Here is a 14,010-nt window from a genome sequence, read left to right as displayed (position 1 = left end):
ACGGAGCCACCGGGTCGTGTCCCGTCCCGGCTCGTCCCGTGGTCCGCCCTGCGCGCGGGCCCGCTACATGTTCCGCATCCTCATGTAGCGCTTGATGTCGGGGAGCGACCGGTAGACCAGCACGGCCACCCCCGCCAGCACCGCCCCGGCCAGAAGGCGTTTCAGCATGTCCGTTCCTCCTCGTGGCCCGCGGTGGCGAGTGCCATCGCGATCTGTTGCCCCGCGAGCTCGACGACCAGGTCGGCCGCCCTGCCGACGGCGTCCGCGACCGGCGCGCTGAGCTCCATGCCCGGCGAGGTGTCGGTGGGCTGGCAGCCGACGAGCAGGACGTGACCGGCCTCGCCGCCGAGCACGCCCACCAGCGAGAGCACGGTCTCCGGCGTCATCGAGTGCGCGTCGGCGAAGGATCCCGGTACGTCGCCCGCCGACGGTTCGAGGACGTACAGGGTGCCGGGCGGACCGTCGCGGGAGACCGCGTCGACCAGGATCGCGGTGTCGTACCCGCCGCCGGTCAGCTCGTACGCCAGGTGGATGCCCCGGATGCCGAAGTCCCTGACCTCGACCTCGCCGGGCAGGTCGGCGCGGGCCAGGTGCCTGGCCACCGCGACCCCGAAGCCGTCGTCGCCGAGGAAGACGTTTCCCACGCCGGCCACCAGGATCCTCACGCGCCCACCTCCCCGTCGGCGGCGGGACCGCCCGCCGGTGAGCCGTCCGTGAGTGGCTCGACCTCGTCGGGGGCGAAGTAGAGAAAGCGGCCGTGCGATCGGTGCAGGTCGGCGCCCGGGTCCTCGTCGAGGGTGACGGCCAGGTGGTGGGCGCCGTCGAGGTCGAGGAGCACGGCCTCGACGTGGGCGGTCCTGCCGGCCAGGAACATGTCGTGGGCGTCGGCGCGCCGCCGGCCGGGAACCAGCCTGACCCTGCTGCCCCTGGAGACGGCCACCCCGGAGATCGTCACGCTGTCGGTCTCCGGGGAGAGCGCGGCGTCGCCGGCCGGATCCCACCAGGGGGTGGGCGTTTCCTCCCGGCTCGGGGGATCTCCCGTCTTCGAGGACGCGGGAGGCTGCCGGTCGGTGCGGTCGGTGCGGTCGGTGCGGTCGGTGGCCGCCTCCACCGAGCGGATCGCGCCGTGGAGCCGTTCCAGCAGCTCGGGCGGCATGCTGCCGACCATGTCGATGAGCTCGGCCACCCGGGGATCGGTCTCCCGCGCCTCGCGCGTCTCCTCGTCGGTGAGGGTGAGCGTGCGCAGATGGAGCATCTCGTCGATCTCCGTGGAGTCGAACAGGGCCCCGGGACTCTCCGGCGCGATGTCCGGGTGGTCGTAGAGGATGATCGGCGAGGACAGCACCACGTCCCGATGGCCGGGCTCGCCCACGAGTACCGGCCAGGTGTGCTCGTTGCGGCAGGTCTCCACGGCGGGCCGTGCCCATTCCGGCGGGTCGAGCAGGGAGACGAAGGCCCCGGCGTTCACCGCGATGAGCAGGTGCGCCGAGACCAGCGAGTGCCGCAGCGCCTGCTCGCGCGGCGCGCCCAGCGGCTTCCAGCGGTCGGTGTTCTCCACCCGGGCGCGCAGCTTGACCAGCTCGTACGGTCCGGGCACCCGCTCGGCGGAGACCCTGAGCGCGGCGTGCAGCGGCAGGTGCTCGGAGACGAGGCGCCCTATCACCTCTCCGGACGGCGCCACGATCGGCTCGACCACCCGGTCTCCGGGAATCCGTACCTCGATCACCCGCTCGGGGGCGTCGAGCAGGCCGGCGATGGGGAGTGTCACCTCCGCCTCCCGCTCGGTCGCCTCGTCGAAGGCGAGGTAGGTCCGGTGGCCGTTCCGCAGCTGCTGGACCGGCCAGTAGCCGTCGTCCTCGGCGCGCTCGACGCCGCGCGTCCTGACGTGCAGGAAACGCAGGTTCAGGTGCGCCACGGCGTACACGGCCCCTTCGAGGAGGCATTCGGTCACGCTGGCCGGATGCTCGGCGGTCGCGGTGAACCCCGGCGGGACGAGCACCCCGAACTGCCAGCGCACCTTGTTCTTGGCCGCCGAGGCGCGGTAGGGGTAGAGAAGGTAGCCCTCGTACAGCACCGCGTCCGCCACCCGCCGCGCGATGTCCATCGGAACGCTCATGGCCGCGTCTCCTTGAGCAGTAGTTCCAGGGTCTCGTCCCAGGTCGCCAGGGCGCGCCCGGACTTGAACCTGCTGAGTTCCCGCAGCGTGTCGCGGCGCAGCCGCAGCCACCCCGAGTCGGGGAAGTAGCGGTCCATCAGTTCCCGCCACACCGCCACCGGCAGCCGGCAGCGGGCCTCGCGGTGCCACGGCACCTGACTCACCGAGAAGCCGTCCCGCGCCCTGGCGAACACCGTGCCGCCGAAGAGCATGATCATTGGAATCTCGCCGTCGTCCAGGGCGGCGAAATACCGGCCCGCCGACACCTCCAGGTCGTAGCCGCACGGCACCGGTACGTCGATCTCGGTGCTCCCGGTGAACGCCGGGACCATGACGGAGACGTTCGCGAACTGCAGGGGTTTCAGCGTGTCGCCCCATCGCGCCGGGTCCCCGAACAGGTCGCCGAGCAGCTCCGCCTCACCGTCGCCGTAGCGCCGCAGATGGGGCTCCACCCGGATCTGGCAGCGCAGCGCGATGGTGTGCACCCCGTCGGGGGAGGGGTCGGTGACGCGCAGCCGGAAGACCAGCGTCGGGAAGGCCGCGTACGCCTCCGCCCGCACCCCCGCGCAGTCGAACGCGAGCTCATCCACGGTTCTCACCGCCTCGGACGGGCGGCACGGTGTGTCCGCGCTCGCGCAGGTCGGCGAAGAAACCCTCTATCGCCTCCCGCGCCTCCTGGCCGCCGTCGAAGCCCTTCCAGTGCAGCCGCACCAGGCCGACCAGCTCGTAGCAGGCGTCGATCGGCACCAGGTGGCAGGCGAAGCCGCCGTCGGGACGGCGGTCCACCAGGAGCGCCTCCACGTCGGGCTGGACGTCGGCCATCGCCGGGTTGGCCGCTAGGACGCGCCGCCACGTCTCCAGCGGCAGCAGCGACTCGGTGGCCCCCGCGGGGCTCGGGTAGAACGCCACGGTCCGGTCCATCGCGGAGTTGCGGAAGAAGAAGGCCGTGCGGACCGGGATCTGCATCTCGTCCCAGTCGGTCGCGTCCAGCAGGAAGCGCGGGGCGTGAAGGTAGCGTCTCGGGACGGCCCGGTAACGTGCCCGGCCGCCCGTGTCGCGGGTGAACAGCAGGTAGCAGGCCCGGCAGGCGCACAGCAGGCCCCGGCTCTCGACGTTCACGACGTGGCCGTGCTCCTCGCCCGCGGGTGCCGCGCACAGCTCGCACAGCGTCGTCGGTGTCACCGGCGTCATTGGCGTCATTGGCGACCCGGCGGGCCGGTCCGCCCGGGGCGGCTCGCGGAACCTGCGCAGCCCGGTGGCCGTCACGGCGCCGCCTCCGAAACCGGCTCCGGCTCCGGCTCCGGTACCGATCCCGGGGCCGGTTCCGACTTGGAGACCGGCCCAGGTCCCGGCCCAGGTCCCGGTCCCGGTCTCGACGCCGACGCCGACGCCGAAACCGGTTCCGGTTCCGGCTTCGCCACCGGCGTCTGTTCCGGCACCGGGCATGGACCGGGTGCGAGGCGCTGGATCTGCAGCAGCTCCGAACGCCCGCCGGTCACCCCCTCGACCTCCACCCCCGCCACCTCGGGCGCCGCCTGGGCGATGGCCCGCTCGATGGCGTCGGTCACGGTGATCCGCGAGGACGGGCAGCCGTGGCAGGTGCCCTCCAGGCGGAGCCGCACGATCCCGTCCTCGCCCACGCCGAGCAGCTCCACGCCGCCCTCGTGCGACCCCAGGTGGGGGCGCACGGTGTCCAGCGCGTCGCGGACGCGTTCGGCCGTGCTCAGCGGATGCAGGTCGTGCAGCACCAGCAGCCCGGACACGAGCGGGTCGCCGACCATGCGGCCCAGCACCTCGGCGGCCCCGGCCTCGGTGACGATCTCGACGACGCGTTCCAGGCCGGCGCCGTACAGCTCGACGAGGGCCCGTACGAGGTCCTCGGCCTTGGCGCGCGTCACGGCGTCGCTCAGCGCGCCGAGGTCGGCGATGAGCGCCTCGACGCGATCGCCGGTCGCCCGGACGTCATGGACTTGCGGCATCTGCCCGGCCCCCCTTTCCGGTGCCGGGAAACGGTCGGCTCACGGGGTGTCGAAGGCGTGGGGGGTGTGCACCCTGCGAAGCTCCTCGCCGCCGCCGAGGTACATGTGCACCCCGCACGGCAGGCACGGATCGAAGCTCCGCACGGTGCGCATGATGTCGATGCCCTTGAAGTCCGCGGGCGGGTTCTCCTCGAAGATCGGCGTGTTCTGCACCGCGTCCTCGTAAGGCCCAGGCGTGCCGTGTACGTCGCGGACGCTGGCGTTCCAGGGCGTCGGCGGGTACGGGTGGTAGTTGGCGATCTTCCCGTTCCTGATCACCATGTGGTGGGAGAGCACACCCCGCACGGCCTCGGTGAATCCGCAGCTGATCGCCTCGTCGGGAACCGTGAACGGCTCCCAGGTCTGGGTCCGGCCCGCCCGCACCTCGGCCAGGCCCCGCTCCACGAAGTAGAGCGCGCACGCCGCCGCGTAGGCCTGGAAGTAGGTGCGGGCCCGGTTGCGCTCCAGGGCGTTGGACAGCGGCTGCCCCTTGAACTCGGGGATCTTCCACTCGAACGTCTTCTCCGGCCTCAGCGCCGTCCGCGGCAGGTTGATCTGCACGCTGTGGCCGGTCGATCTGACGTAGCCGATGTCGACCCTGCCGGACAGCGCCGTCGACCAGAGCCTGGCGATGGGCCCGCCGCCGGTGTCGAGCGCGAGCGCGTCCTCCCCGTCGAACCAGCGGGGCGACATGACCCAGCTGTACTTGTCGCTGAAGTCGCGTTTCTGCGGGTGCGGGATGGTGTGCTGGTTCCACGGATGCCGGATGTCGACCGGGTTGCCCAGCGGGTCGCGGGTGACGAACGGCTCCTGGTCCTGCCAGTCGTCGTAGTAGGAGCTGCCCAGCAGGATCCGGATGCCGAGGTTGATGTCGACCAGGTCGTTGGTGACCAGTTTGCCGTCGACGATCACCCCCGGCGTGACGTACATCTCGCGACCCCAGTGGCTCATGTTCTGGTAGGTGAAGTCGCAGTGCTCGGGGTTCTGGAAGCTTCCCCAGCAGCCGAGCAGCACCCGCCTGCGGCCGACCTCCTCGTAGCCGGGCAGTGCCTGGTAGAAGAAGTCGAACAGGTCGTCGTGCATGGGCACGACCCGCTTCATGAACTCGACGTAGCGCATCAGCCGGGTCAGGTAGTCGGTGAACAACTGCACCGTCGCGACCGTGCCCACCCCGCCCGGGTAGAGCGTCGAGGGGTGTACGTGCCTGCCCTCCATGAGGCAGAACATCTCGCGGGTGAGGCGGCTCACCGCCAGCGCCTCGCGGTAGAACTCGCCCTCCAGCGGGTTCAGCGAGCGCATGATGTCGGCGATGGTCCGGTAGCCGTGGTCGCCCGCGTGCGGCGCCTCGGTGCGCTCGGCCATCGCCAGCACCCCGGGATTGGTCTCGCGGACCATCTTCTCGCAGTAGTCGACCCCCACCAGGTTCTCCTGGTAGAGGTTGTGGTCGAACATGTACTCGGCGGCCTCGCCGAGGTTGAGGATCCACTCGCCCAGGGCCGGAGGCCGCACCCCGTACGCCATGTTCTGCGCGTAGACCGAGCAGGTCGCGTGGTTGTCGCCGCAGATCCCGCAGATGCGGCTGGTGATGAAGTGGGCGTCGCGCGGGTCCTTGCCCTTCATGAAGATGCTGTAGCCGCGGAAGATCGACGAGGTGCTGTGACACTCGGCGACCCGCCGGTTCTTGAAATCGATCTTGCAGTAGACGCCGAGACTCCCGACGATCCTGGTGATGGGGTCCCAGGCCATCTCCACGAGGTCGGGGTTCTGCTCCGATGTCGTCATGTCAGCTCCAGGGCGCCTTGTAGCCGGTCAGCAGCTCGCGCCCCTTGTGGCGCCACTTCGGTTCCTTGTCGACGGTCCGCAGGGTGATGCCGCGCAGCGCGCGGATGACGGTCCCGTACGTGCCGCTCACCGTCGAGGAGACGCGGGCGCCGGGTGGCTCGTCCATGAAGGGCATGAACTTGTCGGGGAAACCCGGCATCGTGCAGGCGATGCAGATACCCCCGACGTTCGGGCAGCCGCCGATCCCGTTCATCCAGCCGCGCTTGGGGACGTTGCACCGGACGACCGGCCCCCAGCAGCCGATCTTGACCAGGCACTTCGGGGAGCCGTACTCGGTGGCGAACTGGCCCTGCTCGTAGTAGCCCGCCCGGTCGCACCCCTCGTGGACGGTCTGGGTGAACAGCCACGTCGGGCGCAGCGCCTCGTCCAGCGGGATCATCGGCGCCTGTCCGGCGACCTGGTAGAGCAGGTAGAGGAGTGTCTCGGAGAGGTTGTCCGGCTGCACCGGGCAGCCCGGCACGTTGACGATCGGCAGCCCCGCCTTGGACGTCCAGTCCCAGCCCAGATAGTCGGCGACGCCCATGGCCCCGGTCGGGTTTCCCGCCATGGCGTGGATGCCGCCGTACGCCGAGCAGGTGCCCGCGCACACGATCGCGGTCGCCTTGGGCGCGAGCAGGTCCAGCCACTCGCTGGTCGTCATGGGCTGGCCGGTCTCGGGGTTGTTGCCGAACCCGCACCAGTAGCCCTCCTGCTTGATCGTCTCGTTCGGGATCGAGCCCTCGACGACCAGCACGAACGGGTCCAGCTCGCCACGCTTGGCCTTGAAGAACCACTCGATGAAGACGTCGGCGCCCTGCATCGGCCCGGACTCGAAGTCGATCAGTGGCCAGTGCACGGCCACCTTGGGAAGCCCGGGAAGCCCGCCGAGCACGATGTCCTCGATGCTCGGCTGGGTCGCCGCGGTGAGCGCGACGGAGTCGCCGTCGCAGCTCAGCCCGGCGTTGATCCACAGTATGTGGACGACAGGTTCTTCCCGTTCCTGAGGTCTGCTGCTCACTGCGTCCGTCGGCGCTGCCATGACGCCTCCCACTCCTCGTGGATGTCTGTGGAACGTGAAGGGGGAGGAAGTGCGCGGGTGGCGGGTTCTCCTCACCCAGGGCTGTGCGCCCGCGGTGTCGGTGCCGATCCGAGTGCGTGCCAGGTGAGTTCCCTGAGCACGTGGTAGAGGGTGGTCTGCGCCTCCTGGATCCGGTGCACCGAGGAGGAGGGGACGACGAACAGGTGGTCCAGGACGCCCCGTTCGGACAGTTCGGCCAGCCTGCCACCCCCGCCCCCGGCCAGCCCGACGGTGAGCATGCCCCGGTGGGCCGCCTCCTCGAACGCCCGGACGACGTTGGCCGACCCGCCGCTCGTGGACAGGCCGACGGCGATGTCCCCCGGACGGCCCAGCGCCGCGAGCTGCCTGGCGAAGACCACCTCGAAGCCGACGTCGTTGGAGAGCGCGGTGACCACGGCGACATCGCCGGTCAGGCAGAGGGCGGGCAGGGCCGGGCCGCGGCAGGGGTGCAGGAAGGCGGTGGCGACCTCCTGGGCGTCGGTGCTGCTCCCGCCGTTGCCGAAGCTGAACAGCCGCCCGCCCGCGACGAACCGCGCGGCCATCTCCTCGGCGCACGCCGCCAGCTCCGCCGCCGACTCCTCACCCATCCGCCCGCGCAGCCGTACGATCTCGTCGGTCTTCTCCACGGACGACCGCACGGCCTCCGCCTCCAGCTCCGCTGTTCCGAAGCCGGGCCGGTCCCGGCCGGTGTGCTCGTCGTGCTCGGTGCGGTCGTACAGGAAGGGGTACAGGCCGCGTATGCCCTCCGCGGGCGTTTCGTCAAGCGCGCTCATCGCCGTCCTTCCCCCTGCGGTTCCCGTGCCCGACCACGGCGATGGCCTCCCTGGCGTGCACGAGGACGATGTCGCCCACCGCCGGGTCGACCAGTGCCACGCTCACCTCTTCGAGGACCCCGCCCGCGTCGACGATCGCCAGCTCTCCTTCCAGCAGCCTGACCACGCTCATCGGCAGCGCCTGGTCGGAGCAGGTGACGCAGACGCCGTCGGTGCAGTCCTCGGGCCCGTTCATCGCCCCGCCCCCCACGCGGGCGGGCCGAGCCGGTCGAGGAACACGTGGACCAGTTCCCACAGCAGGTGGTAGGCCGTGACGTGGACCTCCTTGACCACGGCGGGGTCGTCGGACGCGGCGACCAGGACGTGATCGGCCGGAAGGCGGCCGGTCAAGGTGTGCCCGGCGGTGGCGCGCTTGGGCAAGGTGTGCTCGGTCGTGGTGTGCCCGGCAGGGAGAGGGCCGACCACCTCACCGCTCCCGGCCCCGTGGCCCCCGGCGCCGGTCAGGGCGATGGTCAGCAACCCCAGCTCCCCGGCGGTCTCCAACCCCCGCAGGACGCTCGGGCACCGGACGTCCCGGGAGATCCCCAGGGCCGTGTCGGCGGCGTCCGCCCAGTGGCGCACCCGGTGGGCGAAGACCTCGTCGCCACCTCCGCCGTCCCCGCCGCCGTCCTCGTCGTTCACCCCGCCGGCCGTCGTGGCGTCGTTGCTCAGCGCCACCGCCGGGAGCGCCCGCTTGCCCACGATGACCGGGTGCATGAACTCGACCGCGACGTGCGCGGCGTCCGCGCCCGCGTCGCCGAACACGATCAGCTTGCCGCCGAGGTGAAACCTGGCGGCCATGGCCCGAGCGGCAGCCGCGATACGTTCCACGTCACCCGCCAGGGCACGCCCGGCGTGGTCCCGTCGCGCGAAGGCCGCGATGACCGCCGCCTCCGTGACCGGTATGACGGCCGGTGGTGAGAGAGGCGCTGTTTGCGTACTCGGTGTGCCTGGCATGTCGACGCTCCGTATTTTTCACGGTAGGCGCCACATTACGATTGGCCGTTTCAGGCCCGACACCCCCGGCTCGACAACCAACGGCAAAGCTCTGATCATTGACGTAACCTTCCCGTCCAGATCATGCGGGCCCCCGAGGCATTCCCGCCGGGCGCGGGAAGGATGGCGGGATGGGCACGAGACGGGGGCCGGCACGGATCCGGGTCAGGATCAGGGTCGAGGGGATCGTGCAGGGGGTGGGATTCCGCCCCCACGTCCACTCCCTGGCCCGGCGCCTGAGGCTGTCCGGGTGGGTGGGCAACGACGACCGGGGCGTGTTCATCGAGGCCGAAGGGGAGCCCGGCGACGTCGCGTGCTTCCGGGAGGGCCTGCGGGACCAGGCCCCGCCACTGGCGGCGATCCACCGCGTGACGGCCACCGCGATACCGGTACGCGGGGACCGGGGGTTCCGCATCGCGGCCAGCCGAGGGGGAGAGCACCGCGTCACCCTTGTCTCACCCGATGTCGCGACATGTGATGACTGCCTGGCCGAACTGTTCGACCCCGCCGACCGGCGTCACCGCCATCCCTTCGTCAACTGCACCAACTGCGGGCCGAGGTTCACCATCATCCGGGACGTCCCCTACGACCGGCCCGCCACCACGATGGCCGGGTTCGCCATGTGCGGGGAGTGCGAGAGGGAGTACCTCGACCCATTGGACCGCAGGTTCCACGCCCAGCCGATCTGCTGCCCGGCGTGCGGCCCGGTCCTCCGCCTGCTGGACGGCGGCCTTCACGGCGAGGATTCGCATCCTCGGGACCCGGGCGCCGGTCGTCCCGGTGACGGTCCGGACGGCGGCGGTCTTCGTGGCGATGGCTCGTACGCATGCGGTCCGGGTGCGGGTCGCCCTGGTGACGGTCCGGGCGGTGGTCTTCGTGGTGAGGGCTCGCATGTCCACGGTCCGGGTGCCGACCGTCCCGGTGACGGTCCGGACGGCGGCGCCGATCCGATCGTGGCGGCGGTGGAGGTGCTGCGAGCGGGCGGCGTCCTGGCCGTCAAAGGGCTCGGCGGGTATCACCTGGCGGTCGACGCCACCGACGAGGAGGCCACCCGCGCCCTGCGCTCCCGCAAGCGCCGCGAGGAGCGGCCGTTCGCGGTCATGGTCCCCGACCTGCGTGCCGCGCGGGCGCTGTGCGAGCTGGACGCCGAGGCCGAGCGGCTGCTCACCGGTCCCCAGCGCCCGATCGTGCTGCTGACCCGCCGCCCCGGCGCCGAGGTGGCCGGAGCCGTCGCGCCGGGCGACCGCCGACTCGGCCTCATGTTGCCGTACACGCCGGTCCACCACCTGCTCGCCGCCGACCTCGCCCGCCCGTACGTGCTCACCAGCGGGAACCTCTCCGACGAGCCCATCGCCTACCGCGACGGCGACGCGCTCGCCCGGCTCGCCGGGGTCGCGGACGCCTTCCTCACCCACGACCGGCCGATCCACGTCCGCGCCGACGACTCCGTGCTTCTCGCCGCACGAGGGAGGGCGTTGCCGCTGCGCAGATCACGCGGGTACGCCCCGGAGCCCCTGCGGCTCTCACCGCCCGCCAGGCGGGCCGTGCTCGCCTGCGGCGCCGAGCTGAAGAGCACGTTCTGCCTCGCGAGGCAGGGGCACGCCTTCGTCTCCCCCCACATCGGCGACCTGGAGAACTACGAGACGCTGCGCTCCTTCACCGAGGGGATCGAGCATCTCCGGCGCCTGCTCGGCATCACCCCGGGGCTCGTCGCCCACGACCTCCACCCCGAATACCTGTCCACCAAGTACGCCCTAGGCCTGGAGGCGCCGGGATCGGTGGACCTGACCGGGGTCCAGCACCACCACGCGCACATCGCCTCCTGCCTGGCCGACAACCGGGAGAGCGGCCCTGTCATCGGGGTGGCCTTCGACGGCCTCGGCTACGGCACCGACGGCACCATCTGGGGCGGCGAGTTCCTGGTGGCCGACCTGGTGGGCTTCACCCGTGCCGGGCGCCTGGCGCCGGTGCCGATGCCCGGTGGCACCGCGGCGATCAGGCAGCCCTGGCGGATGGCGGCCGCGCACCTGCACGCGGCGTACGGTGACACGCTCCCCGAGAATCTGCCGGTCAGAGTCCGCCACGGTCCCCGCTGGGACGAGGTGGTCGCGGTGGCCAGGGCCGGGACGAACTCCCCCCTCACCTCCAGCGTCGGACGCCTGTTCGACGCGGTGGCGGCGATTCTCGGGCTCCGCGACACCGCCGGATACGAGGGGCAGGCCGCGATCGCCCTGGAGCAGTGCGCCGACCCGGCGGAGCAGGGCGCCTACCAGGCCCGGATCGTCGAGGAGGGGCCGCTCGTGACGATCCGGGCCGCGGACCTGGTCCGCGCGGTCGTCGAGGACACGCGCGCCGGGGCGGTTCCGGCGCTCGTCTCGGCCCGCTTCCACAACGGGCTCGCCGTCGCCACCGCCCGGGTGTGCGCGCGGCTGCGCGAGGACACCGGCCTCGGCACGGTCGCCCTGTCAGGCGGGGTCTTCCAGAACCGGCTGCTGCTGGACGGCCTCACCATCGCCCTCCGGCTCCGCGGCCTGCGGGTCCTGACCCACCGCGCCGTCCCCCCGAACGACGGCGGCATCAGCTTCGGCCAGGCCGCCGTGGCCGCGGCCCGCGACACCCTCGGCCTTCCCCTGACCGGCCCTGGAGCGACCCTGGACCGGCACGCCGCCGCGCCGGAACCCCTCAAGGGCGCACCCGGACTCCCGGATGCGCCCCTTTCGACCGAAGGCTCCTAAGCGTGCACCCTCAGGAGGTCAGCCCGGTGTGGTAGGCGAGGAAGGTGAGCTGGTCGGCGGCGAGCTCGACGGTCTTGCTCACCGCGCGGGCCCCGTGACCGGCCTCCGCCTCGTTGCGGAGCAGGATCGGCCGCTCCGAGGCCTGGGCGTGCTGCAGGGCGGCGCACATCTTCCATGCGTGCAGCGGGTGGACCCGGGTGTCGGACTGGAAGACGGTGAACAGCGTCGCCGGGTAGGACACCCCCTCCCGCACGCGGTGGTACGGGGAGTAGGAGTGCAGCCAGGCGAACTCGTCGGGCTTCTCGGCGGAGCCGTACTCGACGTTCCACGTCGCGCCCAGGCCGAACAACTCGTAGCGGATCATGTCGAGCAGCGGGGCCGAGCAGACCACCGCGGCGTACAGCTCGGGGCGCTGGGTCAGGCCCGCGCCGACCAGCAGGCCGCCGTTGGAACCGCCGGAGATGGCCAACTGTGAGGACGTGGTCACACCGGTGGCGATCAGGTGCTCGGCGGCCGCGTGCAGGTCGTCGAACACGTTCTGCTTGTGGGAGAGCATCCCGGCCCTGTGCCACTCCTCGCCCTGCTCACCGCCGCCGCGCAGCTGGGCGATGGCGTACGTGCCGCCCGCCTCGACCCAGCTCAGGATGGACGCCGAGTAGCCGGGGGTCATCGAGATGCCGAAGCCGCCGTAGCCGTACAGGACGGTGGGGCGCGGGCCCTCGACGCCGGGAGGGGAGATCACCAGCATGTGGACCTCGCTGCCGTCGGCCGAGCGGTAGGTCACCTGCTCGGTGTTGACGGCGGGCACCTCGACGGCGCCGGGGGAGGCCGCCCAGAGCGTGGTCTCGCCGGTGCGGGCGTCGTAGCGCTGGATGCTCGGCGGCATGGTGTTGTCGGTGTAGCCGAACCAGGCCTCGTGGCCGCCCTCGGGGCGCTCGCTGATGCCGCCGATGGTGCCCAGCCCCGGGGTCGGCACCTCGCCGACACGCTCGCCGGTGACCAGGTCGTGGACCGAGATCTCGCTGATCGCGTGACGGGTCCAGGCGACGAGCATGACCGGCCGGTCGAGATCGTCGAGGATCGCGAAGTCGGTCAGCACGGCCTCGGGGTCCTGCGGGATCAGGTCGCGCCACTTCTCGAACCACGGGTCGGACGGGTCGGTCACGCAGACGCGGGCGCGCGGGGCCTCCCGGTCGGTGAAGACGTACAGGCGGCCGTCGCGGCCGAAGTGCAGGGCGCTCTGGGCGTCGACGCCCTCCTGGACGACGACCAGGTCGGGCGAGGAGGGCGAGGACGCCTGGAGGTCGGCCACCCACAGGTCGTTGCGCGGGGCCGTACCCCTGGAGGCGGAGATCTGCAGCCAGCGGCCGTCGAGGGAGACCGCCACGCCGTAGTAGTTGGTCTTCTCCAGGCCCTCACCGAAGATCAGGACGTCCTCCGCGGTGGAGGTGCCGACCCTGTGCAGGTAGACCCGGCGGTGGAACTGCTCCTCGCCCTCGGGCACCTCGGTAGCGGGCAGCCTGCGCACGTAGTAGAAGGCCTCGCCGCCCGGCAGCCACGCCACGGGGGAGTAGCGGCAGCGGTCGATCGGCCCCTCGATCCGGTCGCCGTACGCGACGTCCATCAGGTAGAGGCTCGACTCCTCGTCACCGCCCACCGAGACCTGGTAGGCGAGCAGGCGGCCCTCCTTGTCGGGCTGCCAGGAGTCGAGGGTGGTCAGTCCGGTCGGGTCGAGCGCCATCGGGTCGAGCAGCGCCCGCTCGGCGCCGCCGGGGTCCACGGTGTAAAGGACGGCGTGCTCCTGCCCGGGGGTGCGCCGCATGAAGAACCGCCGCTCCCCGCGCCACGTCGGCGCGCCGATCGACCCCGATCCGAGCAACTCCGCGATCCGGGCCTTGAAGCCCTCGCGGCCGGGAAGGGCGTCCAGCTCGGTCTCCAGCAGTCTCTCCTGCCCCACCAGCCAGTCCTTCGTCGCCGGATCGTCCGGGTCCTCAAGCCATCGATAGGGGTCGGGAACAGGCACACCGTGGAGCTCGTCGACGAGCTCAAGACGGCTGGCTGGAGGGTATGGCTGTCGCGTCATGGCTCGAACACTACGACCTCGGGGCCGCGGGACGGGGGCATTGCGCGGGGGGCGTATCTGATCTGCGGCAGGAGGAGTTAAGAACTGGTAATGCGGGCATAAAACGTATCAGGTGTCTCTCCAGTCATTTATGGGTGGCGAGAACCAGGTTGCAGCAGCCAAACTTGGTGAAGGACGGTGCCGTGGTGAGCATCCGCTGGGCCGTCCGGCGGAGGTCCTCGTGACGGAAGCGCCCGGGCCCCAGGAGGGGCCGCCAGCCGGGGCACGCAGTGGCGTGCCCCCTCAATTGACGCGTCGTGCGGCGGGAGAGGC

At 71.6% G+C, this 14,010-nt stretch carries 13 protein-coding genes; 1 reads left to right on the top strand and 12 read right to left on the bottom strand.

Features of this window, described 5'->3' with window-relative positions; genetic code table 11:
• Positions 1–63: 63 nt before the first annotated feature.
• From OG587_RS47430 to OG587_RS42345, 11 genes are all read right to left on the bottom strand, one after another.
• Positions 64–168 carry a DUF6893 family small protein gene (locus OG587_RS47430; RefSeq protein WP_386267386.1) on the bottom strand — a complete coding sequence of 35 codons (105 nt, stop codon included), beginning with the start codon at positions 166–168 and terminating at the stop codon, positions 64–66.
• Positions 162–665: a hydrogenase maturation protease gene (locus tag OG587_RS42390; RefSeq protein WP_329084498.1), complete on the bottom strand. Its 504-nt coding sequence runs from the start codon at positions 663–665 to the stop codon at positions 162–164. Before OG587_RS42390 ends, OG587_RS47430 begins: the two co-directional genes overlap by 7 nt.
• Complete coding sequence (locus tag OG587_RS42385; protein ID WP_329084497.1) at positions 662–2,116, bottom strand: hypothetical protein; 1,455 nt, start codon at positions 2,114–2,116, stop codon at positions 662–664. Before OG587_RS42385 ends, OG587_RS42390 begins: the two co-directional genes overlap by 4 nt.
• Positions 2,113–2,745, bottom strand: a complete 633-nt coding sequence (locus OG587_RS42380) for a DUF6084 family protein (protein ID WP_329084496.1) — start codon at positions 2,743–2,745, stop codon at positions 2,113–2,115. Before OG587_RS42380 ends, OG587_RS42385 begins: the two co-directional genes overlap by 4 nt.
• A complete protein-coding gene (locus OG587_RS42375; protein ID WP_443075351.1) occupies positions 2,738–3,346 on the bottom strand; it encodes a DUF5947 family protein in 609 nt (202 codons plus the stop codon). Before OG587_RS42375 ends, OG587_RS42380 begins: the two co-directional genes overlap by 8 nt.
• Before the next feature lie 71 nt (positions 3,347–3,417).
• Positions 3,418–4,134: a NifU family protein gene (locus tag OG587_RS42370; protein ID WP_329084493.1), complete on the bottom strand. Its 717-nt coding sequence runs from the start codon at positions 4,132–4,134 to the stop codon at positions 3,418–3,420.
• A gap of 39 nt (positions 4,135–4,173) precedes the next feature.
• Complete coding sequence (locus tag OG587_RS42365) at positions 4,174–5,955, bottom strand: nickel-dependent hydrogenase large subunit (RefSeq protein WP_329084491.1); 1,782 nt, start codon at positions 5,953–5,955, stop codon at positions 4,174–4,176.
• 1 nt (position 5,956) lies between these two features.
• On the bottom strand, positions 5,957–7,033 hold the full coding sequence (locus OG587_RS42360) for a hydrogenase expression protein HypE (RefSeq protein ID WP_329084489.1): 1,077 nt from the start codon (positions 7,031–7,033) through the stop codon (positions 5,957–5,959).
• Between the two features lie 71 nt (positions 7,034–7,104).
• Complete coding sequence (locus tag OG587_RS42355) at positions 7,105–7,845, bottom strand: D-sedoheptulose-7-phosphate isomerase (RefSeq protein WP_329084488.1); 741 nt, start codon at positions 7,843–7,845, stop codon at positions 7,105–7,107.
• A complete protein-coding gene (locus OG587_RS42350) occupies positions 7,832–8,080 on the bottom strand; it encodes a HypC/HybG/HupF family hydrogenase formation chaperone (RefSeq protein WP_329084487.1) in 249 nt (82 codons plus the stop codon). Before OG587_RS42350 ends, OG587_RS42355 begins: the two co-directional genes overlap by 14 nt.
• On the bottom strand, positions 8,077–8,841 hold the full coding sequence (locus OG587_RS42345; RefSeq protein ID WP_443075350.1) for an SIS domain-containing protein: 765 nt from the start codon (positions 8,839–8,841) through the stop codon (positions 8,077–8,079). The genes OG587_RS42350 and OG587_RS42345 overlap by 4 nt, the downstream gene beginning before the upstream one ends.
• Positions 8,842–9,011: 170 nt before the next feature.
• Here OG587_RS42345 and hypF point away from each other — a divergent pair, with 170 nt between their 5' ends.
• Entirely contained in the window at positions 9,012–11,615 is a 2,604-nt protein-coding gene (hypF, locus tag OG587_RS42340; RefSeq protein ID WP_329084486.1) for a carbamoyltransferase HypF, read from the top strand.
• 10 nt (positions 11,616–11,625) lie between these two features.
• Here the strand turns inward: hypF and OG587_RS42335 are convergent, their stop codons facing one another.
• Positions 11,626–13,698 carry a prolyl oligopeptidase family serine peptidase gene (locus tag OG587_RS42335; RefSeq protein WP_329084485.1) on the bottom strand — a complete coding sequence of 691 codons (2,073 nt, stop codon included), beginning with the start codon at positions 13,696–13,698 and terminating at the stop codon, positions 11,626–11,628.
• Positions 13,699–14,010 lie beyond the last annotated feature (312 nt).

Source organism: Streptosporangium sp. NBC_01469, assembly GCF_036227305.1.
Taxonomy (GTDB): Bacteria; Actinomycetota; Actinomycetes; order Streptosporangiales; family Streptosporangiaceae; genus Streptosporangium.
The sequence above is the reverse complement of the archived record's forward strand: the minus strand, read 5'-3'. Positions and strand labels throughout refer to the sequence as shown.

Excerpts from the sequence above, each read along its gene's own strand:
- OG587_RS47430 (WP_386267386.1), bottom strand. The coding sequence starts at position 168 with ATGCTGAAACGCCTTCTGGCCGGGGCGGTGCTGGCGGGGGTGGCCGTG.
- OG587_RS42385 (WP_329084497.1), bottom strand. The coding sequence starts at position 2,116 with ATGAGCGTTCCGATGGACATCGCGCGGCGGGTGGCGGACGCGGTGCTG.
- OG587_RS42375 (WP_443075351.1), bottom strand. The coding sequence starts at position 3,346 with ATGACGCCGGTGACACCGACGACGCTGTGCGAGCTGTGCGCGGCACCC.
- OG587_RS42370 (WP_329084493.1), bottom strand. The coding sequence starts at position 4,134 with ATGCCGCAAGTCCATGACGTCCGGGCGACCGGCGATCGCGTCGAGGCG.
- OG587_RS42365 (WP_329084491.1), bottom strand. The coding sequence starts at position 5,955 with ATGACGACATCGGAGCAGAACCCCGACCTCGTGGAGATGGCCTGGGAC.
- OG587_RS42360 (WP_329084489.1), bottom strand. The coding sequence starts at position 7,033 with ATGGCAGCGCCGACGGACGCAGTGAGCAGCAGACCTCAGGAACGGGAA.
- OG587_RS42355 (WP_329084488.1), bottom strand. The coding sequence starts at position 7,845 with ATGAGCGCGCTTGACGAAACGCCCGCGGAGGGCATACGCGGCCTGTAC.
- OG587_RS42350 (WP_329084487.1), bottom strand. The coding sequence starts at position 8,080 with ATGAACGGGCCCGAGGACTGCACCGACGGCGTCTGCGTCACCTGCTCC.
- OG587_RS42345 (WP_443075350.1), bottom strand. The coding sequence starts at position 8,841 with ATGCCAGGCACACCGAGTACGCAAACAGCGCCTCTCTCACCACCGGCC.
- hypF (WP_329084486.1), top strand. The coding sequence starts at position 9,012 with ATGGGCACGAGACGGGGGCCGGCACGGATCCGGGTCAGGATCAGGGTC.
- OG587_RS42335 (WP_329084485.1), bottom strand. The coding sequence starts at position 13,698 with ATGACGCGACAGCCATACCCTCCAGCCAGCCGTCTTGAGCTCGTCGAC.